The organism is Streptomyces sp. NPDC111656, from assembly GCF_055656965.1.
This window is the reverse complement of sequence record NZ_JBVKCA010000013.1, coordinates 98,521-123,324: the sequence shown is the minus strand read 5'-3', so window position 1 is coordinate 123,324 and position 24,804 is coordinate 98,521. Positions and strand designations below refer to the sequence as shown.

The following is a 24,804-nucleotide window of genomic DNA, read 5'->3' as shown; positions in this document are numbered from 1 at the left end:
ATCGCCGCCGTCGCTGCCGGGAGTGAGCGCGACGGCGGTCGCGGCGGCCGATGCCGTCCAACCGTTGCGCACCGACGTGGCCTGCTTCGCCGGGCGCACCCGGCGCGGCCCCCTGGCCTCCCCGGTGCGCGTCACGGACTGGGCGGCCTACACCGCCGTCTTCGGCGGCCTGGACGCCGCGCTCGATCTGCCGTACGCCGTAAGCGGCTACTTCGCCAACGGCGGCACCGCGCTGTGGGTACTGCGGACGGAGCCGGCCGGACCCACCCCGGCCGCGGCCGCGTGGCCGGCCGGAGCGCCCTCCCCGTTCACGCCCGCGGCGGGCTGCCGGATCGAGGCGGCCTCACCGGGCGGCTGGGCCGATGGCACCCGGGTGACGGTCCGGCACCGCGCGGCCGGGGCCGCCGGGCGGCCCCAGGTGCTGGTGCGGGTCGATTCCCCCGGGGAGTCCCCCGAGTCGTTCGGCTGGCTGCGGGCCACCGAACTCCCCGCCGCCGTGAGCGCGCTCTCCCGGCTCGTCCGGCTGGTCCCCGACGCCCTCGCCCCCGTGTCCCCTGCCGCCACGGCCCACGCGGGCACCCACACGGTCACCCTCGCCGGTGGGACTCCCCTCCCCGGCGGCCCCGACGACAGCGGCACCCTGGCCGACGCCTACGCCGACGCCGTACGGGCCATGGCCCAACTGCCGGAACCCGCCCTGCTGGCCCTGCCCGACCTGGACCGCTGCTGGGTCGGCGAACAGCACCGGGAGGAGCTGGCCGATCTGCTGGTCGAGGGCTGCGCGCAGGCGCTCGACCGGCTGGCCCTGCTCGACCCGCCCCGTACGCCCGACACGGACGCCGATCCGGTGGCGGCGACGCGCCGGGCCACCGACTGGATGGAGGCCCTGCGGCAGCGCCACGACACGGCGGGGCTGCAGGCCTGCGCGGTGCACTGGCCGCCGCTGCGGGTGCCCGATCCCCTGGCCACCGTGCCGCCCGCGCTGCGCACCGTGCCCGCCTCCGGCCATGTCGCCGGGACGGCGGCCCGACTCGACCGTGAGCGGGGCGCGTTCGCGACCCCGGCCAACGCGTCGCTCGAGGATGTCGTCGACCTCGCACACGTCCTGCGCGCCGAGCAGGAGATCGCCGTGTACGCCTCGGGCGCCAATCTGCTGCGCTGCCCGCCCGGCCGGGGACCGCTGGTGTGGGGCGGGCGGACCGCGGTGCCGCCGGGGCGGGCCGGGGGCGTGGGCGACGGCTGGTTCATCGCCCACCGCAGGCTGCTGCACCGGCTGGTGCGGGCGGCCCGCGCGGTGGCCGAGCCGCTGCTCTTCGAGCCCGACACGCCCGGTCTGCGGCTGCTGCTGGTGCAGGGGCTGACCGAGGTGCTGCTCGGTCTGTTCGAGGCGGGCGCGCTGGCCGGGGAGCGGCCCGCGGAGGCCTTCCGGGTGCGCTGTGACGAGGGGCTCAATCCGCCGGACCTCGTGGCGCTCGGGCAGCTGGTCTGCCAGGTGGAGGTGGCTCCGGCCGCGCCCATGGAGTTCATCGCCGTCCGGCTGCTGATGGGCGGGCGGGACCGGCTGGAGGTGGTGGAGGCATGACCGAACAGGCCCTGGAGTTCTTCACCGAGCCACTGCCCAAGTACCGGTTCCTGGTGGTGCTCGGCCCGGCCGCCGCCCATCTGCCGCCCGAGCAGGCGGCGTTGCTGCCGCTCACCGCCCAGGGCGCCTTCCAGCAGGTCACCGGGCTAGGGGCGCAGTTGGAGGTCACGGCGTATCCGGAGGGCGGGGTCAACGACCGGCTCCGGCAGTTCCCGGTGCGCCACGCGTGGAACCGGATCGTGCTGCACCGCGGGGTGGCCCGGGGCCCGGGCCTGTGGGCCTGGTACCGGGCCGGGCTCGGCAATCCGCTGGGCGCGCGGCGCAGCGGCGCGGTGCTGCTGATGGACGCGGCCGGGGTGCCCGGCGCGGTGTGGGCCTTCCGGGGCGGCCTGGCCTCGAAGTGGACGGGCCCCGATCTGCACGGGGAGCGCAGCGAAGTGGCCCTGGAGCAGCTGGAGATCGCGCACGAGGGGCTGGTGGCGGTGGAGCAGGGGGTGCCGGAGCTGAGCTGACATGGACGGCCGCCGACATGACGGGGTTCGGGAGAGAGAGAAGAATGCTGACGATTCATCACCTTTCCGTCGATTTCGAGGTCGGCGGCGACGACACGGCGGTCTTCGCCCGGCTCTTCGCGGAACACATCCGGGAGTGGTCGCAGCGGCAGGACGACGTCAGGGCCCGTGGCCGGCTGTTGGCCCGGGAGGCGTCGCTGACCGGTGAAGGACCGGCCCGCGAGGCGTCCGGCGGGCCCGCTGCCGGTTGCTTCGGGGGGTCCTGATGGCTCCGCTGCCCGGTGTGCCCACGGGGCGGGACGCCGCGCCGACACTGGCGACCCTGGTCGTCCGGCCGTCCGACTCCGTGTCCGGGCCCGCGCAACCGCTGCTGACGCTGCCCGTCAATCCGACCGAGTACGCGGTCTCCAAAGCGGTGACGTTCGCCGAGATCGGCATCCCGGGTCTGGACGCGCCGCCCCTGCAGTTCGTACGAGGTGGCGCGCGGACCCTCAAGCTGGACGCCCTGGTCGACGCCGCCGAGGAGCCGGAGCCCCGGGACCGGAACGTGCAGCGGCGCTGGCTCGACGACTTCCAGGACTTGACGCTCCGTCAAAGCACCACGCACGCCCCGCCGGTGGTGACCTTCGCCTGGGGTGCCAATCCCCCTTTCACCGGGGTCGTGGACAGCCTCTCCTTCACCTATGTCCTCTTCGACCGGGACGGTACGCCGACCCGGGCCAAGGTGTCGTTGTCGCTCAAGGAGTTCAGGACGGCCAAGGAGCAGCAGCTCACCACGGCGACGAGTTCACCGACCGTGCGCAAGGTCTGGACGGTGCGGCGCGGCGACACGCTCTCCTCCATCGCCGCCGCGGTGTACCGGGACTCCGGGCGCTGGCGGGAGCTGGCGGCCGCCAACGGCCTCGCCGATCCACGGGCGCTGGCTCCCGGCACCGCGCTCGTCGTGCCCGCGTTGGAACGGGGGTGAGCGGCGATGGCACCGTCGGCGAACGCGCTCGCGACTCCGCTGCCGGCCGACTCGTACGCACCGTGCTTCGAGGTCGCGCTGGACGGCTCCGAGATCGCCGCCCAGATGCGTGACTCCGTGCTCGACATCCAGGTGGTCCGTGAGCTGGACAAGACCGGAACGTTCTCGCTGGCGCTGAGCAACTGGGACGAGCTGAGCCGTCGGCTGCGCTTCGACGACCCCAAGCACTTCGCCCCCGGTCAGCTGGTGGAGATCCGGCTCGGCTACACCTCGCTCGGCCGGCCGCTCGTGGTGGCCAAGGGTCAGGTCACCACGGTCCAGTCGGACTTCCCCTCGTCGGGACCGCCGACCCTGCAGATCACCGGCCAGGACCGCACGACGCGGATGAAGGAACGCAAGCCGCGGCCCGACGACGTGAAGAAGTTCCTGAACCTCGCGGACTGGCAGATCGCGCAGAAGATCGCGGAGCGGCACCAGCTGGAGCTGGTGGCCGAGAAGGAGGGCGTGGTGCATCCACTGGTGACGCAGGACAACCTCGACGACGTCTCCTTCCTGCTCAAACGCGCCAAGGGCATCGACCGGGAGTGCTATGTGGCGCCCTGTCCGCGGACCGGTGTGGAGAAGCTGTACTTCGTCTCCCCCGCCGACGGCCGGGCGGGCTCGACGGCCCGGCAGCCGCACACCTTCGACCTCTGGTACGCGGTGCCGGCCGGCGGCGCCCGCTCGGATCGGGCGGCGCAGGGCCCGGCCGCGACCGGGTCTCCCGAGCCCAATCTGATCTCGTTCCGGCCGACCGTGACCCTGTCGGGGCAGGTCGCCAAGGTGACGGTGCGCGGCTGGGACCCGCGGACCAAGAAGGCGATCGTCGGCATCGCCACCCAGGCGGACCTGCGGGCGGAGCGCGACGCCGGGCGCAGCGGGCCCGCGGCGGCGGCGCAGGAGATGGGCGACCGCGAAGAGGTGATCGTGGACCGCCCGGTCGGCTCCGAGCAGGAGGCACGGGCGCTGGCGGTGAGCGTGCTGCGCGGGAAGTCGTACGAATTCGTCACCTGCGCGGGGCAGTTGGCGGGAGTGCCCGATCTGGTGCCGAGCGACTCGCTGCGGATCGGCGGGGTGGGGAGCCGGTTCGGCGGCACCTACTACACGACCAAGGTGACGCACTCCTTCAACTCCTCAGGTTTCCTCACCTCGTTCGAGGCGCGGCGCACATCCGAGGGGCGGTGACGGGGCGATGACGGCGATGCCCGGACAGAGCGTGGACAAGAGGTATTTCGGTGTGGCGACCGGAATCGTGGAACGGGTGGAGGGCGACCCGGAGAAGGAGTGCCGGGTGCGGCTCACGCTGCCGTGGTACGACGGCGCCACGATCAGCGAGTGGTGCCGGGTCGCGCAGCCGTACGCGGGCAACGGGTACGGGGCGAGTTTCGTACCCGAGAAGGGCGACGAGGTGCTCGTCGCCTTCGACCAGGGCGACATGCGCTACCCCGTGGTCATCGGCTGCCTCTACAACGGCGTCGACAAACCGCCCACGCACCGCACCGGCGGCCGGGACGAGAAGCTGCTGCGGACCAAGCACGGTCATGAGCTGGCCCTGGACGACAGCGCGGGCCGTCAGGCCGTACGGCTCACCTCGTCCGCCGGGCACCGCGTCGAACTCTCCGACGCGGGCAACTCGGTGGTGGTGCGCACCGCCTCCGGCGGCAAGGTGACGGTGACCGCGGACGGCTCGGTGGAGATCAGCGCCGGGTCGGGTCCGGTGACGGTCAGCGGAGGTTCGGTGACCGTCACCGGTGACTCGGTGACGCTGGACGCGCCGCAGGTGAGTCTGGGCACCGGCGCCGCGGAGCACGTGGTCTCGTGGGAGCGGTTCCTGCCGTGGTTCGTCGCGCACACCCACCCCGTCGCCACACCCGGCGCCACGGGCCCGGCGATCCCCGCGACCACGCCTGCGCCGATGTCGACGACCGTGCGGGTGGCCCCGTGACCGGCGGCGCGGAGGCCTTCCTCGGGCGGGGCTGGCGCTTCCCGCTGCTGCCGGACGCCTCGGGGCGGCTGGCGTACGCGGCCGGTGAGGACAGCGTCCGCGACTGTCTGCTGGTGCTGGTGCGCACCGGCCTCGGCGACCGGGTGATGCGCCCCGAACTGGGCACCCGCGCATCGGAGTTGGTCTTCGCTCCCGGCAGTGCGCGGACCCTGCGCGAGTTGGAGGACTCGGTGCGCTTCGCCATCCGGGACTTCGAGCCGCGGGCGGCCGTGGACGACGTACGGGCGCAGGCGCAGCCGGGCGAGGAGTGGCGGGTGACGGTGTCCGTCGACTACCGGGTCAGGGCGACGGGCCGGCACGAGACGCTGGTCTTCCCCTACTACCTCGACGGCGGCGCGGGACTGGTGGGCGGCGCGGGCGCGTTCGAGGCGGGCGGGGGTGGCCTGTCATGACGTCGGCGCCGCTGCGGCTGGACGATCTGTCCTGGGCCGATCTGGTGGACGCGGTCCGCTCACGGATCCCCGCCGAGTCCGCGGGCCGCTGGACCCTGCACGCCCCCGTCGACCCGGGCATGACCCTGCTGGACCTGCAGGCGTATCTGCTGGAGCAGCAGATCTACCGGCTCGACCAGGTTCCGGACGCGGTCGTGCACGCGGTGCTGCGGCTGCTGGGGGTGCCCGGACCCGCCCCGGCGACGGCCGCGGTGACGGTGCTTCAGGTCGTGCCGGAGGAGCCCGGCGCCCGGCTGCGGATCCGGGAGGGTGCCTCCTTCGGCCGGGAACCGGGACGCGGGTCGGACTTCCATCTGGACAAGGACCTGGACGTGCTGCCGGTGCGGGTGAGCGGGCTGTCCGTGCGCGACGCGTCCGGCGAACGGGACCGCACGGCCGATCTCGCCACCGGACGCCCGGTGCCGCTGGCGGGCGCCCCCGGCGGTCCCGCGCGGGTCCGCGTGCGCCTCTCCGTGTCCGGTGACGGCTTCCCGGACGGCGGAACGCTCGCACTGCTGGTCACTCTGGAGGAACCGGCGGGGCCGTGGACCGGGAGTCCGGCCCCCGAGGGCTGGAGCGCGCGGGCCGTGCCCGACGTACCGCCACCGGCTCGACTCCATTGGTCGTACGGGCCTGTCGGGGACGTACGCGCCCTGCCGGCCGGTGCGGTGGTGGACGGCACCGGCGGACTGCGCCGGTCCGGTCTTGTCCGGTTGACGCTCCCGGCCACGGCGGGCGGCACCGAACGCGAACTGCTGCTGGACACACCGGCCGCGACCTTCGCCGCACCACCGCGGCTGCTGGGCCTCGCACCGAACACGGTCCCCGCGCACCACGCGCGGCGCGTCCGTCTGGAGGAGGGCCCGGACGGCCCCGTGGCGCGCCGGTTCGTCGACCGGCCGCGGCTTCCGGGCCTGGTGGTCGCCCTGCCCGAGGACGCGGCCGGGCGGCTCATCGACGTCGGACGGTTCACGCTGTGGGAACCCGATGACGCCGGGGACGCCGGGGACGCCGGGGACGCTCGCGCCCACGACTGGACGGCCGTACCGGATCTGGCGTTCAGCGGGCCGCTGGACCGGGTGTTCACCGTGGACCGGGCGTTCGGGGCGTTGCGCTTCGGCGACGGTCTGACCGGACGGATCCCCCGGGTCGGCCGCATCGGGTCGGCGACGGTGTTGTGGGCGGAGTACCGGCTGGGCGGCGGTCCCTCCGGCAACGGCGGCGCGGATCCGGCCGTGCGCGCCGCCCTTCCGGCGGCGCTGCTGGCCTTCCCCGCGCTGGCCGGGTTCGCCGGTCCGCGCCCGGTGGCCGGGGCCCCATCCCCGCCGGGGGACTGGGTGTTCACCGGCGTCCCTGAAGACACCGAGCCGCCCGGCGCGCTGTGCACCGCGCGCGCCCTCGTGCCGTCCGTGGGCGGGGCCGAGCCCGAGTCCCCGGCGGCCGCGCGCCGCCGGGCGGCCGTCGCGCTCGGCGTCGTCACCCGTGCCGTGACCGCCGCCGACCATGAGGAACTCGCCCTCTCCACGCCCGGTGTCGGCGTCGCCCGCGCCCACGCACTGGTCGGCGTCCACCCGGCGCACCCCGGGCGGAGGGTGCCCGGCGCCGTCACCACCCTCGTCGTCCCCCGGGTGCCGCGCGCCCCCGGCGACGGCACCGCGCCCGACGCCGTGCCGCTGCCGGTGCCCGACCCCGGCGCGCTGAGCGCCGTACGGGCCCGGTTGGAGGCGGCGCGGCTGCTGGGTGCCGGGGTGTTCGTCGCACCCCCGCGCTACCGTCCGGTGCGCGTACGCGTCACCCTCGCCGCGGACACCGCCCGCCGGCACCTCCTTGACGCGGCGCTGCGCCGCCACCTCGACCCGCTGGTCGGCGGCGACGGCACCGGCTGGCCGTTCGGCGGGGTCCTGCGCCCCTCGGCGCTGCAACGCACGGCCGAGCGGGCGCTGGAGGCGGCGGGCGACCGGACCCCGGTGCGGGCCGTCGCCGTGGCCCTGGACGAGGGACCGTACGAGTCCTGCGGCGATGTGCCGCTGCGCCCCGGCGAACTTCCCGGCCCGGTCGAGGTCCTGGTGTGCGCGACCCCGCCGTCCGGTGCCGTCCCCCGGGAGGTGCGCGCGTGAACGCCCACGACCCCGGCCCGCCCGCGCCGGTCGATCCCGCCGCCCGGCTCGCCCCCGCGGTGGACGAGCCGTGGTGGACGCTGTCCGCCGGTGCCGCGCGGCCGACGCTGCTCGCCGCGGACGGCCGCCCGGTACCGCTGGGCGTCACCCGGGACGACCTGGTGGCCGCGCTGCGAACCCGGGCCGGCGGCTTCACCCCCGAGTGGACCGGCACGGGTCCCGACGACGCGGGCGAGGCGCTGCTGCGGCTGTTCGGGCTGCTGGCCGAGGCGGCGGCCGGACGCGTCGACCGGCTGCCCGCCAAGCTCCTCGTGGAGCACCTGCGGATCGCCGGGGTCTCCCCACTGCCCCCCTCGCCCGCCCAGGTCCTGCTGCGCCTGACGGCAACGGCCGCCGCCGGCACGGGAGTTCAGGTGCCCGCGGGCTTCCAGTCCGGCGCTCCCGGCGAGGACGGCACCGAAGTGGTGCTGGAGACCGTGGACGACATGTGGGTGTCCCCTGCCGAGCTGACCTCCCTCGCGGTGGGCCGCCCCGCCACGGGCACGCTGCCGGGGCCGGTCGACGAGGTGCTGCCGGGTCAGGGGTCGGCCGCCGACGGATTCCTCCCGTTCGGGGCCCGGGGCACGGCCGGTTCGGCGCTGTGGCTGGGGTTCACCGCCCCCGAGGTCGTCGAGGGCGGGCTGTCGCTCGCCTTCGTCGCGGCGCCGCGCCCGGGCGGTCCCGCCGCGGCGGCCCGCGGACCCGTCGCTCCGCCCGACGCGCCCCCGCCGCAGCTGCGCTGGTCGGTCCTGGACGGCGACACCTTCCGGGCGGCCGATGTCGTGGTGGACCACACCGGGGCGCTGGCCGGCACCGGGACCGTACAGCTGCGACTGCCCACGGGATGGCGGCCGGGGCGGCCGCCCGGCGGGCCCCAGCTCCCCGAGGCCCGCTGGCTGCGGGTGCGGCTCACCGGAGGGGCGTACGCCGAGCCGCCGCGGCTCGTCGCCGTCCTGCCGCACACGGTGCTCGCCACGGCCGTACGGACCGTGCGTGACGAGGTGCTCGGCCCCGTGCCGGTGGATCCCCGGGAGCGGGACGGCGGTGCGGGCGTACGGCTGCGGGTGGCGACGCCGCCCGTGGTGCCCGGCTCGCTGACCGTCACCGTCGCCGACGACCCGGCCGCGCCGCTCTTCCCGGTCGGGGAGGCGACAGCCGACAGCACGCGGGGCCCGGGGCCCGTGTGGCGCGAGGTGCCCGATCTGACGCTCGCGGGCCCCGCCGACCGGGTGTTCGCGCTCGACGCCGAGACCGGCGTTCTCACTTTCGGCGACGGCGTGCACGGCGTCGCGCTGCCCCCGGGAGCGGGGAACGTACGGGCCGTCGGCTACCGCACGGGAGGCGGCAGGCGGGGTGCCGTCGCGGCGGAGACGGCCACCGTGCTGCGTACCGCCGTGGCGGGAGTGGCCTCGGTGACCAATCCGCTGCCGGGGACCGGCGGCACGGACCCCGAGCGGTTCGACGCGACCGTCCGGCGCGGCGCCGCCGAGATCCGCACCGCAGGGCGGGCCGTCACCCCGGCCGACCACGCCCTGCTGGCGTTGCGGGCCCCGGGTGCCCGGGTCGCCCGCGCCCACGCCGTACCGGGGCACCACCCGGACCACCCCGGCACACGGCTGCCCGGCATCGTCGGCGTCTATCTGGTGCCGCCGGACGAGGACCCCGCCACCGCCGGGGCGCCGCTGCCCACGGCCGGGGACCTCGAAGCCGTCGCGAACCATCTGACCCGCGCCCTCGCCCCGACCGGCATCACCGTCGTGGCCGCCGCGCCCCGTTACGTCCGGGTCGACGCCCGGATCGTGCTGGCGCTCGAGCCGGGCGCCGACCCTGCCGCCGCCGTGCGGCGGGCCCAGGACGGGCTGCGCCGCTTCCTGCATCCCCTCGACGGGGGTGCCGCGGGCGACGGCCGACCCTTCGGAGCTCCGCTCGTCCACACCGAGTTGCTGCACCGGCTGCTCACCGACGACGCGGTGACGGCGGTGCCGCTGCTGACGCTCACGGTGGACGGGCGGCCGGTCCCGCCGTGCGCCGACACACCGCTGCCGCCGCACGCACTCGTCCGTGCCGGACGGGTGACGGCCTCCGTCGTCGCCCCCGCCACCGACCGGAAAGGGGGGTGACCGTGGACATCCGCACCGACGCGCCCACCCATCTGCTGCTGGACGCCGCCTCCGGCTGGCGCCCGGCCGAGGGCGCCGCGGCTCCGCTGCCCGCACCCGTCCAGGACGGCGACGCACTGGTCCTGCCGCCAGGCGTCACCGAGGCGGCCCTGGTCACCGTCCCGCTCGACAGCGGAATCTCCCGGTGCCGCTGGCACCGGATCCGGATCGACGCCGACGTCCCCCCGGGCAGCGCGCTGGTCGTCCAACTGGCCACCACCGGCGACGATCCCGCGGGCGTACCTGGACCCGAGGACTGGCAGTCGGTCGCGGGCGGGGCCCACGACGTCCTGGTCGACCAGCCGCCGGGCCGGTTCCTCGTCGTACGACTGCTGCTGGGCCGTGTCGAGGCCACCGCACCCGGACCCGCCGTACGGCAGCTGCGCCTCGACCTGCCCCGTGCCACCTCCGCCGATCTCCTCCCGGCCGTCTACCGCGAGGATCCGACCGGCGACGACTTCACCGAGCGCTTCCTCGCCCTGTTCGACTCCGTCGTCGAGACCCTCGACCGGGCCACGGAACGCGCGCCCGCGCTGCTCGACCCGTCCGGAGTGCCCGACGGCGTACTGCCGTGGATCGCGGGCCTGCTCGGCCTCGACCTGGGCCCCGATCCCGATCCTGCGCCGGGCGCGAGCGCGGGCGGCGGGTCGGGGAGCGGCACGCACCCCGGCGCACCCGACCGCGGTACCACGCAGCTCCCGCCCGCCGTGCTGCGCCGACTCATCGCCGCGGCACCCGAGTTGCGCAGGCGGCGCGGGACGCCCTGCGGGCTCGCCCTCGCGCTGGAGATCGTGCTCGGGGTGCGCCCGGCGATCCTGGAACCGGCGGGCGCGCCGTGGGGCGCGGTGGGCCGCGACACCCGCGTGGGCGAGGTACGGCTGTTCGGCCGGTCGGCGTCGCGGGTGCGGCTCGGCGGGCCCGCGGTCCTCGGTTCACGGCTGGCCGGGAGCGGCGGCCGCGGAGGCGGAGCGCCGCTGCGTTCGCTCGGCGACCCGGACGACGACCCGCTGACCGACACCGCGTTCCGTTTCCGTGTGCTCCTGCCGCCGCGTCCGGCCGCCACCGCCCGGTGTCCCGCGCCGCCCGCCGACGCCACCGCCAAGGCCGCCGCCGACCTGGTCGAACGGCTCGCCCCCGCGCACACCACCGCCACCGTGTCCCTCGGCGGGCACGGCTTCACCGTCGGCGAGCGCAGCGCGGTCGGCGTGGACACCCTCCTGGTCGCGCCCGCGGTCTCCCCGGCGGGCGCGGCGCACCTCGGCGCGGACAGCGTGCTCGGGGCGGACCGTTCGGGGCGGCGCGGCATCCGGCTGGACGGCACATCGGGTGCGGGCGTCCGCACGGTGGCCCTGAACGAGGGCGCCGCGGGCGGGCATCCCGGCCCGTGTCCCGGGGGACACACCAGCCCGCACGCCGGGCGACGCCCCGAAAAGAAGACCGGCGGACACCTCGGCGAGGAGACCGGCGGGCACCCCGACGAGATGACCGGCGGACACCCCGACGAGAAGAAGGGCAGGACCTCATGACGGCTCCTCCGACCGGGCGTGACGGCGCCCCACCGACCGGCCGGCGGCGGCTGACGTACTTCCACGGCCAGTTGCTGTCCGCTCAGGACCTCCGGCAGGAGCAGGAGCAGTTCCTCGCCCGGCTGCGCCTGCACAACCTGGCCCTGCACGGCTACGGCGTGGCCCACGGACTGTGGACACGCCCGGTACCGACACCCGACGACACCTGCCCGGATCCGCGGCGTACGGCGCCCTGGTTCGAGGTGACCGACGGAATGGCCGTCGACCGGAACGGCGACGAACTGATCGTGCCGTGCGGTGCGCTGCCCCGGCACGACCTGTGGCGGCTGCTCGACGAGGACGAGCGGTGCCGCGCCCTGGAGGACATCCGGTCCGGCACCGACGGCGTCACCGTCCATCTGACCATCCACCACTGCGAGGAGCCGGTCGACAGCGTGCGCGCCGTCTACACCGAGTCCTGCGAGGGCCTCCCGCGCACCGCCTACGCCCATATCCGCGAAGGGTTCACCCTGCGGGCGTCGACCCGGCCCCCGCACCCCGATCCCTGCGATCCGCCCTGTCCCTGCGCGTCACCCGCCGACGGCGCGTCCCCCGCGCACGGATGCGGTGACGGCAGGACCGTGGGGCCCGGCCTGCTGCTCGCCCGTGTGGACCACGTCCGTCCCGATCGCGCCCTCACCCTCGAGCAGATCCACCCCGAGGTCCGCCGCCCCCTCGCCCGGCGTCCGGCGACCGTCGTCACCAGCGTCTCCTGGCCGCACGGCGGCCGGCTCACCACCCAGCAGGCACGCGCCCTGCTCGGCGGAGACGGCCTGCGGATCGCGTTCTCGGGACCGGTGCGCACCGCGACCCTGACCGAGGAGGGTGTCGCGGACCTGTTCCAGATCACCGGCGGCCGGGGCGTCCACGGCACCGTGATGCGCTTGGAGACCCGCCTCACGTGGGAGTCGTCGGACGGCGTGACCGATGCCGCCCACGAGAACGGGAAGAGCGGGAATGCCGACCGGGGTGCCGTGACCGTCGAGACCTGTGAGACCGCGACGGCGATCAGGATCCGGCAGACGGACCGCGAGTACCTCAACGACGGCGACCGGATCCATCTGGTGCTGCGCACCCCGTTCGTCCTGGACGTCTGCGGCGACCCGGTGGACGGCACCCACACCGGCGGCCTGGTGCCGCGGCCGGGCGGCCCGCCCGCGCATGGGGCGGGACTCCTGCCGCCCGACGGCTCGGGCCCCCGCACGTCCGGCACGCCCGCGGGCGCGGCCGGCGTCTTCGAGAGCTGGATCTTCATCGACAACCGACGACCCGACCACGACCGGGGATCCGAGGGCGAGCACTCGCCTGACACCGGCGCGGACACCCGGGCCGGTACGGCGCCGGAACCCCCGGCCGAGGACGGCGGCACCGACAGCGCGACCACGGAGGAGCGGCCATGACCGGCTCCGGCACCCACACCACCGGACCCCACCCCACCGGACCCCGCGACTGCGGCTGCGGATGCGGCGGAAGCCCCACCGCCACGGCCCCCGCCGCCCTCGCCCCGACCGCCGGGTTCCGCGCGGGCGGCCCCGTCCGCCCGGTGTTCTTCGCGGGCCAACTCCTCACCGAGGACGACCTCGGTGGCCTCGCCACCTGGACCACCGGTCGCGTCCGCGCCCACAACCGACTGCGCTACGTCTCGGCCGACGGGCACGGCGCGGTCCTGTGCGGTCTGTCCGTCGGCTGCGACTCCTGCGCCCGCGGCACGGTGCGCGTCGGGGAGGGCCACGCGGTGGACGGCGCGGGCAACGACATCCCGGTGCGGTGCGCCGAGGACGTCGATGTCGTGGCACTGGTGCGGGAGTTCCGCGCCACGGGCGGCGGCTGCCCCGACCCGTGCCCGCCGGGTCCCGAGCGTACGTACGGCCTCTTCCTGCGCTACGAGGAGGAGTTCGCCGAGCCCGCCGCCCCCTACGATCCCGGCGACGGCTGCGCGACGGTCGGATGCGTGCCCACGCGGGTACGCGAGGGCCACCGCTACTTCGTGGGCTGCGTCCCCGAGCCGCCGCGCGACCGGCTGTGCGCGCTGCTGCGTCGCCGGTTCGGTGACGACCGGGGGTTCCTTGCCGCGTGCGAGAGCGACAGGACGCGGCCCTCGGCGGACGACCTCACCGACTGGCTCACCGCCCGTCTCGACGTCAACGGCGACCTGTGCGACCGCGCCCCGCTGGCCCTGCTGTGCGACGTACCCGCCAAGCCGCCCGGCAACGACGTTCAGCACAACCGGCTGCGCAAGGTGCATGCCTGGCGCGCCTTCGAGGCGTATCTGCGCTCGGCCGTCCGCTCGCTCGTGGTCGTGCCCTGCCCGGGTGGCTGCGTCCCCGAGGTGCTGATCGCCGAGGTGACGCTGGACGGCTGCGACGTCGTACGGGCCGTACCGGCCGGACGGCGTGGCGCCCATCTGCCCGATCCGGTGGAACAGCGGTGGCGGAGCGGGCTCGCCCGGCTCCTCGCAACCGAGGCCGGCACGGCGGATCTGCTGGTGTTCCTGCTGGACCTGCTCGATCTCACCGACTGCCTGCCGCGGCCGACCACTGAGACGTGAACCGCCCACCGAGACGCAAGCCGCCCACCGAGACGTGAAAGGAGCAGACCATGCCGGCACCTCTGCGCCCGGAATTCCACGAGGGCCAGATCCTGGCCGCCGACGACCTGTCGGCCGTGGTGCGGTACGACCGCGATGCCGCAGCGCGCCACCACCGGCACCTGCACACCTGGGGGATCGCCTCGGGTCTGGAGGTGACGGTCCGCGCGCGGGCCGGATCGGACGTCTACAAGACGGTCGTCGTCGGCGGCGGCACCCTCGTCGACCCGTCCGGCCGCGAGATCGTGGTACCGGCCCCGGTCGAACTCTCCACGCCCGACCAGGGGTTCACGATCGTCGACCCCGCCAACACCGCTCCCCGCCCGCTCATGCTCATGTGGAGCGACGAGCCCGCCACCGGTGGCACCGCGGTGTCCTCCGGTGCCTGCGCGGCGAACGGCGCCGCCGCGCGCACCACGGAGGGCTTCCTCCTGCTGGTCGGCGCCCCCGGCGACGAACTCGACCTCGGCGAGCAGCAGGCCCCCGCGCCCGACGCGGGACCCGACCGCCTCGGCGGTGGCGACCGCGGCCGGGTGCTGCTCTCCTTCGTCACCTGGGCCACCGACGGCGAGGACGGCGGGTTCACCGGGGTGCTGCCCCGGGCGAACGGGGTCGGCCGCCGGTACGCGGGCGTCCTCGCCGACCGGGTGTCCGCGCGCGGCGGCACGCTGGAACTGGCGGCCGAACCCCGCCCGGTGGCCGGCAAGGTGGGGGTCCGGATCGGCGGCGCGGACGGCAGCCTGGACATCGGCCGGTTCAACGCGGCCGGCGCGCTCGCCCCGGCGCTGCGCGTCCTCGGGGACGGCAGCACCCGGATCCTGGGTGACGTGCGGGTCTCCGGCGGGCTGACCGTCGGTGGCGCCGTGGACAGTCCGCTGGTCAGCGGCAGCGTCCTCGTCCAGTCCGGCACGGCGACCCACGGTGTGATCCTGCCGCTGCCCCCGCCGGTGACGGCGGACCAGGCGGAGTCGGGCGAGGTCGTCCTGCACGTCCAGGTGACGCCACGGCTCCAGACGTACGGTGCTCCCGCCGAGGGCGGTGCCGACACATCCGGCTTCGGCGCCCTGCCCGTGGTGCTGCGCTGCGAGGTGGACTCCGAGCGCCGGCTGAACTGTCTGATCGCCTGGTACACGGGGCTCGGCACCGCGCGGACGCTCGACCTGTTCTCCGTCCTGCCGGGCACCGCCGACTACGTCGTCCTGGCCACCCGACCCGCCGCCCACCCCGCCACCTGATCTGAGAGCGAGTCACTCATGACGATCGCGGTACCGGCCCCGGCGGCCGGGCCCCCCTCCGGGCGGACGAGCGGGCGGACGACCGAGCCGACCGTCACGGTCGTCCGCCTGAAGCACACCGGCCATGTCGTCGCCGCCCTCACCAGGACCGGCACCGCTCCCCCGCCCGTCGCCGGGCACCTGACGGGCGGCGCCCTCCCGCTGGCCGTACCGGGCGCCACCGGGCTGGTCCTGGTCCCGACCGACCTCCTGACGGCCGAGGAACTCGGCGCGCCGCCCGGGCTGCTCACCACGCCCTGGCACTGGTACGTGGACACCGGCGACCCGCAGGCCGCCGCCCCGGCGACAGCGCGGCTCGCGGAGGTCTCCGGTCACATCCCGACCGTCGACCCCGACGCCGGGTCACTGCGGATCACCTCGCCGGACGACGCGAACGCCCCCGTCCTCCTCCTGGTCAATCCACCGGCCCAGTGGGGCACGGGCGCCACCGCCCACATCACGCTCGCGGCCCATCTCGACGGGACCGGGACGGTCGTCCTGGGCGACGGCGCCGTCGGGCAGAACGATCACGCCCTGGTCTTCGTCCGAGGCCGGCCGGTGAGCGTGTACCTCACCGGACTGCTGGGCTGACACCCGGCCGCGTACGGATCAGGTCTCGTACGGATCAGGTCGCGTACGCGTGACGTCTCGTACGGATCACACGACGACGGAGAGGCGACGGGCATGACGACGTTCCCCACGGAGGCGACGGCCGACGACGGCGACGGGCTCCTCGACGCGCTCGGCGGCTGCACCGTGCTCGACTGCCGGCTGCGCGTGGTCAGGACCGACGGCTGGAGCTGGGGCCCCGACCCCTCCGAACTGGCCCGGGGCGCGGTCGCGTTGCTCCCCCGCGTACTGCGGACCCACCTCGCCGACGCACTCCACCGCACCGGCCTGCCGATCGCCACCACAGGTGTCGCCCCGCAGTCCGGCCCCACAGCGCAGGACTTGGAGGTCACCGTCCCCGTGCGCATCAGGGCCCACACCTCGCTCGGCGAACTCTCGGCCGCGGCCACGCGCGCGAAGGCCCTGGGCGACACGCCCGCGTCGCCCGGCCCCGGCGCGGCGGTGCCCCTCCACCGCGGCCACGCGGGACCGACCCACCCAGCTGGACCCGCCCACCTGCGCGCCACGGGATCGCCGACCGGCGCCGAGCCGAGTGCCGCGGCCCACGACACCGTGGACCGCGAGATGGTGCGGAGCTCGGGTCTGCCGGTGGCCGCGCCGCTCTTCGACCGTGACCGGGTGCTGGTCGGCCTCCTCCACGAGGCGTCCGCCTGCGGGGTGCTGGACACCGTACTGGCCCGGCTCGGAGCGGAGACGCTACGGCTGCTGCTGAGCGCCCTCGACGCGGCGGGACGCCGTACGACGTCCGCGCCCGGCCCCCCGCCGACGACCCCGTCGACCCCCGTACCCGGCGCCGCCGAAGACGCCCCTGGCGCGGTCGCACCCTCCGCGCCACCCGACACGGACGCCCTCACCACCGCCCTCCTGGCGGCCCTGCGATCCCTGCCGTCCGCCGGGCGGGACACTCCACGCACCGGCACTCCCACCGGCCCCGAGCCCGCCCCGGGCGCCGACGGCACACCGCCCGTGCGCACCGCACCGGTCCCCGGCCGGTCGTGGGAGGAGCACCACCGCGGCCCGGTGTCCGGCACGATCACCGACACCGACCGCGCACTGCCCTTCCTGCTGCTGCCGCCGCTTCACGACCGGGGCTATCTGCAGGCGCTGACGGCCGTCCTCAGCGGCGGGGGCGCGCGGGACGCCGACGGCGCGGCCTTCGCCGCCTGCCTCGCGCACAAGGTGCTGCCGCCGCCCGTGCACGGCTGGCTGCGCGCACCCGGGGACGCGCACGCGGTCGCCGTCTTCGCCGGTGCGACGACGACCGCCCAGGGCACGCCCGACGCCTCCGCACCGGACCTGGAACGCAGGCTGGGCCCGCTGCTGCCCCTGCTCGACGCCCGGCTCGGGCTGCAAGCCGCCCAAGGGCACACCGCCACCAGCCCGTTGCTGCTCCACGCCCTGGCCGCGGACCGGCTCCTCCTGCTGGACCTCGACGGCCTGTACCCGGTGTGGGAGGCCGCGCGACCCGCGGAACTGCTCCGTCCCTGGGAACTGGCCGGCCGGCCCCTGGTCCTCCTGCCCGCCCGGTCCGTCGCCTCCGGGGCCACGGGGCTGACCCACGCCCTGGACGCCCTGGGCATCGGCTTCGTGACCGATCTGCCGCCCGCGCGCGGCGAGCGCCTCAGCCGGGTGCCGGGTCCGCGCCGCTGCTGGACCAACACCGGGGCGCGACTCACGTCCCGTTCCGCGCCGGACGACACGCTGGTCGGGGCGGCACGCCGACTGACGTACGAGGCGTCCCGCGCCGCCCGTTTCGTGGCGGCCCTGGTCGAACTGCGCCCGGCGGTGCGCACCGGCCAGGCCCCGGCGGTCGAACGCTCGACGACGCTGGCCGTCGGGGTCGCGCTGGCCGACCTCGCCTGGACGCTCTGGTCACAGCGGGAGGCCACCGATCCCGTCGACGCCCTAGACCGCTTCGCCGACCTGGGGGCCCGTGTGCTGTTCCACGACAGCACGGTCGAGATACGGCTGCCGCTGGGCGCGCGCCATGCCGACCTCTACCGGCACCGGCTGCTCGCCGATGTGCCGGACGTGCCGTGGCTCGGCGGCCGGACCGTCGTCTTCACAGGAGGGTGAGATGCCGAACGGACCCCTGCGGCCCCAACCGGCCGTCGTGGCGGCCCACTTGGCCCTGCGCCAAGGGGCCGTCCACCGCGCGTTGCGGAGGGCGGCGGCCCGCCGCGCCAAGCGTTCCGCGCTGCTCGCCGGGGTGGAGCTGTCCCCGTACTGCGTCACCGACCAGCAGGCCGGCCTGCTCCTGGACCTCACCGATCCCGCGGACGTCCAGGCGTCGTCCCCTCCTGCCGAGCAGCCCGGCGCCCAGACGGAGGCGGAGCGCGAACTGCGCCGCCGGGCCGCCGCCGAGGGGGCCACGCTGCCGCTGGACGCGCTGGCCCGCGCCGCGGAGCTCGACTCCTTCGAGTGCGACGCGCTGCTGCTGTGCCTCGCCCCGGCGCTGGCGCCCGAACACGCGCCGCTGTTCGGCTATCTCGTCGACGACCTCGACCAGCGCCGTCCCACCGCCGAGTTGATCCTCACCGTACTGGCGCCCACGCCCGCCGAACGGTTCGCACGGCTGCCCGCGCTGGGCCCGTACGGACGGCTGCGCCGCTTCGGCCTCCTGCTCCAGGACGGCGTCCCCGACCCGTACGGCGGGCCGGAACCCTCCGGCGCCGATCTGCTGCGCCCGCTGCACGTGCGCCCCGAACTGCCCGCGTTCCTGCTGCACGGCCTCGGCGATCCCGGACTGCTGGCGCACGACCCCGGCCACGTGGTCGCACCACGGCCCCTGCTGCTCGACACGGAGACCCGCACCCACGCGGCACGGCTGGCCGCCCACCTCGCCTCCCACCCGGCGGGCATCGCCGCGCTGTGGGGGCTGCCCGTCGGCAGCCGGCGCGACGCGGCGTGCGCCGTGGCGCGGCAGGCGGGGCTCGCGCTGCGCCGCACCCCGGACCTGGAGCTGTGCCGCAACCCCGACGACGTGCGGGCCGCCCTGGGCCGGGCACTGGCCGCGGCGGCCGTGCTCGGCAGCGGGCTGTGGCTGCCCACCGACGACTTCCACGCCCCGGACGCGGAGTGGGCCGCGGCGGCGGTCGTCGACCTGCTGACCCGGGCGGGCGTTCCGGTCGTGCTGACCGGCCGGACGCCGTGGCGTCCGCTCGCTCTGCTCTCCTCGGGACGGTACGCGGAGGAGTGCGCGGGCGAGCCCGGCTACCGGGAACGGCGGGCGCTGTGGAACACCGCCACCACCGGAACGGACCCGGACCCCGACCCCGCTCTGCTCGACGACCTGGCCGCTCGCTTCCGGCTGACGCCCTCTCAACTGCGGTCGGCCGTAGGGCTCGCCGAGTCCGGCCGCGTGCCACTGGACGAGGCCGTGCCCCGGGTCCTGACCGCGACCCCGGCCCGGCTCGCCGAGGTCTGTACGCCCACCCGCGGCCCCTCGGACCTCGTACTCCCCATGGAGCAGGAACGGCAGATCGACGGACTCGCCGCGGCGTTCCGTGCCTGGCCCAAGGTCTCCGAGGAGTGGGGCTTCGGCGGGCAGCACGGCGGGGCCGGACTCAAGGCCCTGTTCACCGGCGAACCCGGCACGGGCAAGAGCCTCGCCGCGGAGGTGCTCGCCGGTGCGCTCGGTGTGGATCTGCTCCGGGTCGACCTCGCGCAGACCGTCTCCAAGTGGGTCGGCGAGACGGAGAAGAACCTCGACGAGGCCTTCGGGCACGCGGAGGCCACGGGCGCGCTGCTGCTCTTCGACGAGGCCGACGCCGTCTTCGGCAAACGGGGCACGGTCAGCCGCGGCACCGACCGCTACGCCAACCTCGAGGTCGGCTATCTGCTGCAACGTCTGGAGCGCAGCCCCGCGTTGGTCGTCCTCACCACCAATCTGCAGGGCAACCTGGACGAGGCCTTCACCCGCCGCTTCCAGTTCGTGGTGCACTTCACCCGGCCCGGCGAACGGGAGCGGACCCGGCTGTGGCGGATGGCGTTCCCGCCGAGCGCCCCGCTGGACCCGCTGCTGAGCCTGGCGGGACTCGCCCGGCTCGATCTCACCGGGGCGGGGGTCATGGCCGTCGCACGCTCCGCCGCGCTGCTCGCGGCGGAGAACGACAGCGCCGTCATCGGCCGCGAACACCTCTGCGAGGCGATCGCGCGCCAGTTCCGCCAGGAGTCGCGGCTGCTGCGCTCCGGCGAACTGGAAGGGGCGCTCGGCCCGGCGCCGGTACGGGTCCCCGACACGGCCGACCGACACGACCCGCACGACCGACCATGAACACGCCCACGCCCGGCGCGCCGACGCCCCCGCCTCCCGTGACCGGCACGGGCACGGGCACCGAACGCGCCCGACCGTCCCCCGGCACACTCAAGTCCCTGCGGAAGCGCCCCGCGCCGACAACGGGTTCGGCGCGTGGGGCACGTACGAGGGATGGGGCGCGTACGGACTCCGGTTCCGCCGCGTCGGCGGTACGAGTGCTGGGGGCGGCCTCCGCTCCGGCGCGGCCCCCCGAACGCGCTGCCGCCGCTGCCAAGACCACGGCACGGCCCCTTGGGACGACCGGCGCCCCGACGCGGGCAGACGCATCCTCCGCCTCCGCGGCGCACCCGCTCGTGCCCGCCCGGCGCCCGCGCCGGGCGCACCCCGGCGTCGGCAACGCCGCCACCGTGGCGCTCGCCGCTCGCGGCGCCGAGGCGTCCGTCGGGCACGCTGAGGGCGGGGCCCCCGGACGGGCCGTCGCAGGCAAGAAGGCCGCCGTGCCGGGGCTGCGCCGGATCGCCGCCCAGGTCACGGCGGGCAAGCGCGCCCTGACGCGGCACCCCGCACCCGCCGCCGAGGCCGCGGCGGCCCAGCGCGCGGCGGTGGCGCCCCCGGGCGAGCGGGCCGCGTTCGCCGGGCAGGAGCGGGCGGCGGCGATCGCCTCGGCGCAGGCGAAGCCCTTCGCCCGGGCCGAGTTCATCGCGAAGTTCGAGAAGCGCATCAAGGACCAGCAGCCCACCACGCCCGAAAAGGCCGAGGAGTTCGCGGACCCGGCGCGTGCGGACACGCTCACCCCGCAGCTCTCCGGTGAGGCGCACGCCGCAGCGCAGGCCTCGTCCGGTGAGGTACGGGCGACCGCGGCGACCCCGCCCGACCCCACGCGCGTACCCGAACGTCCCGCGGTGGCGCTGACACCCGACCGGCCGCCGCCCGTACCCGCCCCGCCCCGCGCGGCGGACGCCGTACCGGCGCCGGTGGCGACCGCCGCGGTGGACGTCTGCGCGCATGCGAGCGGTACGACGGACGCGATGGACAAGGCGGGTCTCACCGACGAGACCCTGGCGGACGCCAACGAGCCGGCGTTCTCGACCGCCCTGCGGTCGAAGAAGGCCGCGGAGGAGGACTCCGCCGCGGCGCCGGGTTCCTTCCGCGCCAAGGAGGCGGCGCAGCGGGCCGCGGCCGAGCAGCGGGCGGCCGTCGCGGGCGGTACGGCGATGGCCGCGATGGCGGGGCTGCGGGTCGCCGCGGGCAAGTCGGCGGGCGGCGGCAAACAGGCGGTCCAGTCGCGTACGGAGGCACGCCGCGCCGAGGTCACGGCCGAACTGACCGCGATCTACGAGGAGACGAAGCGTGCCGTCGAGGCCGCCCTCGGCGGCCTCGACGACACGGTCCGCACACTCTTCGACGAGCGGGCGGGGCAGGCCCGGAACCGGTTCCTCGCCGCGTGCAGGAAGAGCTGGTGGGACTTCTTCACCGGTGCTCCCGAATACGAGAAGCACGCGGCCGTCTACACCGCCGAGATCCGGGGCGTGGTCGACGAGATCGCCACCGTCGTGGAGCAGCGCGTCAACGACGCCCGGCAGAAGGCGGCGGACGGCCGCCGTCGGATGGCCGACCATGTCGCGGGCCTGGAGCCCGCGCTGCGCGGGTTCGGGGAGCAGGCGGCCGCCGGATTCGCCGCGCGGTTCGACGCGTTGGAGGCGTCGGTCGACGAGAAGGCGGACGCCGTCGTCGACCTGCTCGCCGAGTCCTACGCGCAGGCGCAGGAGGCGACGAACGCGGCGCTCGCCGAGGTGAAGCAGGGCAACAGGAGCCTGTGGGACCGGGCCCGCGACGCCGTGGTGGGCGCGGTCAAGATCCTGATCGACCTGAAGAACCTACTGGTCGGGGTGGTGAGGCGGGCGGCCGGAGTGGCCGATCGGATCGTACGGAATCCCATCCGTTTCCTCTCCCACCTCGGTGCCTCGGTCAAGGCCGGGCTGACCGGGTTCCTGTCGAACATCGTCACCCACCTCAAGGCTGCCCTGAAGGACTGGCTGTTCGGCAATCTGGCCGCGGCCGGGGTGGAGCTGCCGGAGCAGTGGGATCTGCGCGGCATCGTGAAGACGGTGCTGTCGCTGTTCGGGATCAGTTGGGCGTTCATCCGTTCCGAGCTGCTCAAGCACATGCCCGAGCCGGTGCTGAACACGGTGATCGGCGCGATCAGGGTCTTCGGGGTGATCAAGGACAAGGGTGTCGGCGGCCTGTGGGAGGAGATCAGGGAGAAGATCGGCGACCTCAAGCAGCAGGCCTTCGAGATGATCAAGGGCTTTGTCGTGGAGACCGTCCTCAAGGCGGGCATCACCTGGCTGCTGTCCCTGATCACTCCGGCCGGCGCCCTGGTCAAGGCGGTCATGGCCGTCTACGACTTCCTCACCTTCCTGGTGGAAAAGGCCCGCGCCCTCGCCGAGTTCGTCAACTCGATCCTCGACACGCTGGAGGAGATCTGCGACGGCGTCTCCCAGAAGGTCGCCACCAAGATCGAGTCCTCCCTCGCCCGCACCCTCCCTCTCGCCATCGACCTCCTCGCCCGCGTCCTCAAGCTCGGCGCGATCCCCGGGAAGATCAAGAACGTCCTGGAGAAGATCGGCGCACCCGTCCGCGGCTTCATCTCGAACATCATCGCCAAGGCCGCCGCGTACGGCAGGAAATTGATGGCGGGCGGAAGAAAGGCCCTGGGAAAGCTCGTCGACGCGACGGACCGGCGGTCGGCGGCGGAGAAGGAGCGCGACGTCAGGGCCGCGGTCAGGCTCGGCGTCACCACACTCAACAAGCTGAAGGGAACCCGCTTCGACGGGAAAGTCCTCAAGGCCGCCCTGCTCGCCATCCAGCTGCGGTACCGGCTCAAGTCCCTCGAACCGGTCGAGGACGACGGCGTATGGAGTGTGGAGGGAACGCTCAATCCGACGGCCAAGGAACTGACCAAGCTGTCGGCCCTGGCACCTCCCGGCACCCCCCGATACGGAGCACTGGACAGCGCCGACCGCGCCACCGGGATCACCGCGACGCTGACCGCGGATTCGATCGGCGGCACGACCAGGCCTTCGGTCGACCCCGCCGGCTGGGAGAGCGAAAAGGGATTCCATCGCTCGCATCTGCTCGGCGCCCAACTGGGTGGCGCCAACAACCGAAAGGAGAACTTCGTCACCTTGTACGCGCGGGCGAACACCCCGGAGATGCGCGGCCACGAAAACGCGGTGAGAAAGGCCGCGGAGGTTCCGGGACAGCGCGTGGTGTACGTCGTCACACCCGAGTACAAGAAGCAGAACCTGCGCGGCGCCGAGCGGAACGACAACAAACTGCTGCGGCCGACGAAGGTACACATCAAGGCCACGGCCATGGGAAAGAAGTCCTACAACCTCACCGAGACAGTGAAGAACGTTCCCTGAGGGCTGCCCCGTAGATCATCGTTGGCGTGGGCCGCGGCCGGCGAGCCACGGTGGACGGGCCGACAGACAGCCTGATCAGGGATATCCTCGCGCGGTGTCGAACAGAGCGATAGCGGCTGGAGCAGGTCTCGCGCGGGTGATGGCGCACTGCGGGGGCAGCCCCGCGGCAGCCGTGCACCATCTGGCGGGTGCCATCGCCTCCGCGCCCGAGAACCCCGAGCCCTATACGGTTCTTGCCGAGTTGTGGGCGGACAAGCCGTCGGAGCTGGCCGAGGTCGTTCGGGATGCCGACTCCTCGAGGACGGTGCTGGCCCAGTCGTACATCAGCTTCCTCGAGGGCGACATGGACACCGCGGCGCTGGCCATCGGATCGGTCACGGGTGTGCAACCCGACATCGCATGGGCCAAAGCCCCCTGGTTCGGCGATGAACGATTTCTCGGTGTGGTGAGTGCCGACGCGCTGGCCGAGGCCGCCATGCGGACGATGGACTACGGCCGTGTTCTGGACACCGAAGGCGTGCGGGAACGGTTCCGGCCCTGGTTCGACGCCATCGACGTGGTCTCCGCCCGCCGGCCGTTGCCGGAGGCGTTGGCCAAGATGGCGATCCTCCTGCGGACATGCGGTCTCACCGATGCGTCCTTCGCCCTCTGCGACCAGGCGGACTCCGTTGAGCGGATCATGCTGACGGAAGTCGTGCGAGCGGGCACGTGGCGCAAGCTGGGTGATCCCGAACAGACCGTGGCGGCGTTCGAGCGCGCTCTCGCCCTGGAGCCAGCCAACTGGTCGCTCTATCTCGACCTGGCCGACGTGCACGCCGAACAGGGCGACTTCACCGCCGCGGTCCGGCTGATCGACCAGGGGCTGAAGCACGAGCCGGCTGAGCTCACACTTCGCGCGGCGGGGGCCGCCTACCGGGCACGCCTCACCGGCTCGGCCGCCGAACTGAGCGAACTCATCGAACTGGCGCCGGATCTGTCGAACGACTCGTACCGGAACCTGCTGATCGATCACGCATGCGCCGGTCCCGCCCTGCCTTCCGAGCTCGTGGCCGCGGCCCGCCGCATCCAGAACAGCTGAGGCCCCGCTCCTCGACGAGCAGCAACTCCAGCCAGTTCCTCAGGGGTAGTTGGCCGCAGCGGTCTCCTCCTCGGCGCGGAGTCCGGGCACGTCCGTACGGCGAGGAGTGAGCTCCCGCTGCGGGGCAACCTCC

Annotated in this window: 18 protein-coding genes; all 18 read left to right on the top strand. The window is 74.9% G+C overall.

The annotated features are described in order from the left end of the window. Nucleotides 1-22 precede the first annotated feature (22 nt). The 18 genes from ACZ7M3_RS32710 to ACZ7M3_RS32625 all read left to right on the top strand — a co-directional run bounded on the left by ACZ7M3_RS32710 (nt 23) and on the right by ACZ7M3_RS32625 (nt 24,671). The gene (locus tag ACZ7M3_RS32710; protein WP_472067946.1) at nt 23-1,582 is read left to right on the top strand and encodes a phage tail sheath subtilisin-like domain-containing protein; all 1,560 of its coding nucleotides are present in this window, start codon (nt 23-25) and stop codon (nt 1,580-1,582) included. Continuing rightward, complete coding sequence (locus tag ACZ7M3_RS32705) at nt 1,579-2,094, top strand: phage tail protein (protein ID WP_472067944.1); 516 nt, start codon at nt 1,579-1,581, stop codon at nt 2,092-2,094. The genes ACZ7M3_RS32710 and ACZ7M3_RS32705 overlap by 4 nt, the downstream gene beginning before the upstream one ends. A gap of 44 nt (nt 2,095-2,138) precedes the next feature. Next, the gene (locus ACZ7M3_RS32700) at nt 2,139-2,360 is read left to right on the top strand and encodes a putative phage tail protein (RefSeq protein WP_452968840.1); all 222 of its coding nucleotides are present in this window, start codon (nt 2,139-2,141) and stop codon (nt 2,358-2,360) included. After that, on the top strand, nt 2,360-3,061 hold the full coding sequence (locus ACZ7M3_RS32695; protein ID WP_472067942.1) for a CIS tube protein: 702 nt from the start codon (nt 2,360-2,362) through the stop codon (nt 3,059-3,061). The genes ACZ7M3_RS32700 and ACZ7M3_RS32695 overlap by 1 nt, the downstream gene beginning before the upstream one ends. 6 nt (nt 3,062-3,067) lie before the next feature. Then, complete coding sequence (locus tag ACZ7M3_RS32690) at nt 3,068-4,285, top strand: phage late control D family protein (RefSeq protein ID WP_472067940.1); 1,218 nt, start codon at nt 3,068-3,070, stop codon at nt 4,283-4,285. A 7-nt stretch (nt 4,286-4,292) separates the two neighbouring features. Then, entirely contained in the window at nt 4,293-5,045 is a 753-nt protein-coding gene (locus tag ACZ7M3_RS32685) for a phage baseplate assembly protein V (RefSeq protein WP_261686529.1), read from the top strand. Beyond that, a complete protein-coding gene (locus ACZ7M3_RS32680) occupies nt 5,042-5,497 on the top strand; it encodes a GPW/gp25 family protein (RefSeq protein ID WP_472067938.1) in 456 nt (151 codons plus the stop codon). Before ACZ7M3_RS32685 ends, ACZ7M3_RS32680 begins: the two co-directional genes overlap by 4 nt. Then, nucleotides 5,494-7,653, top strand: coding sequence for a baseplate J/gp47 family protein (locus tag ACZ7M3_RS32675; RefSeq protein ID WP_472067936.1), 2,160 nt, complete (start codon nt 5,494-5,496; stop codon nt 7,651-7,653). Before ACZ7M3_RS32680 ends, ACZ7M3_RS32675 begins: the two co-directional genes overlap by 4 nt. After that, nucleotides 7,650-9,812 (top strand): putative baseplate assembly protein, encoded by a 2,163-nt coding sequence (locus ACZ7M3_RS32670; RefSeq protein WP_472067934.1) that lies wholly within the window; start codon nt 7,650-7,652, stop codon nt 9,810-9,812. Before ACZ7M3_RS32675 ends, ACZ7M3_RS32670 begins: the two co-directional genes overlap by 4 nt. Nucleotides 9,813-9,814: 2 nt before the next feature. Beyond that, nucleotides 9,815-11,377: a hypothetical protein gene (locus ACZ7M3_RS32665; protein WP_472067932.1), complete on the top strand. Its 1,563-nt coding sequence runs from the start codon at nt 9,815-9,817 to the stop codon at nt 11,375-11,377. Further along, nucleotides 11,374-12,816, top strand: coding sequence for a hypothetical protein (locus tag ACZ7M3_RS32660; protein ID WP_472067930.1), 1,443 nt, complete (start codon nt 11,374-11,376; stop codon nt 12,814-12,816). Before ACZ7M3_RS32665 ends, ACZ7M3_RS32660 begins: the two co-directional genes overlap by 4 nt. After that, nucleotides 12,813-13,964 carry a hypothetical protein gene (locus ACZ7M3_RS32655; protein ID WP_393014089.1) on the top strand — a complete coding sequence of 384 codons (1,152 nt, stop codon included), beginning with the start codon at nt 12,813-12,815 and terminating at the stop codon, nt 13,962-13,964. The genes ACZ7M3_RS32660 and ACZ7M3_RS32655 overlap by 4 nt, the downstream gene beginning before the upstream one ends. Before the next feature lie 50 nt (nt 13,965-14,014). Beyond that, nucleotides 14,015-15,238: a hypothetical protein gene (locus ACZ7M3_RS32650; RefSeq protein ID WP_472067928.1), complete on the top strand. Its 1,224-nt coding sequence runs from the start codon at nt 14,015-14,017 to the stop codon at nt 15,236-15,238. A gap of 18 nt (nt 15,239-15,256) precedes the next feature. Further along, nucleotides 15,257-15,868, top strand: coding sequence for a hypothetical protein (locus ACZ7M3_RS32645; protein WP_472067926.1), 612 nt, complete (start codon nt 15,257-15,259; stop codon nt 15,866-15,868). Between the two features lie 93 nt (nt 15,869-15,961). After that, on the top strand, nt 15,962-17,983 hold the full coding sequence (locus tag ACZ7M3_RS32640) for a hypothetical protein (RefSeq protein ID WP_472067924.1): 2,022 nt from the start codon (nt 15,962-15,964) through the stop codon (nt 17,981-17,983). A gap of 1 nt (nt 17,984) precedes the next feature. Then, complete coding sequence (locus ACZ7M3_RS32635; protein WP_472067922.1) at nt 17,985-20,183, top strand: ATP-binding protein; 2,199 nt, start codon at nt 17,985-17,987, stop codon at nt 20,181-20,183. A gap of 335 nt (nt 20,184-20,518) precedes the next feature. Further along, complete coding sequence (locus tag ACZ7M3_RS32630) at nt 20,519-23,593, top strand: DNA/RNA non-specific endonuclease (protein ID WP_472067920.1); 3,075 nt, start codon at nt 20,519-20,521, stop codon at nt 23,591-23,593. Between the two features lie 139 nt (nt 23,594-23,732). Next, the gene (locus tag ACZ7M3_RS32625; protein ID WP_472068225.1) at nt 23,733-24,671 is read left to right on the top strand and encodes a tetratricopeptide repeat protein; all 939 of its coding nucleotides are present in this window, start codon (nt 23,733-23,735) and stop codon (nt 24,669-24,671) included. Nucleotides 24,672-24,804 lie beyond the last annotated feature (133 nt).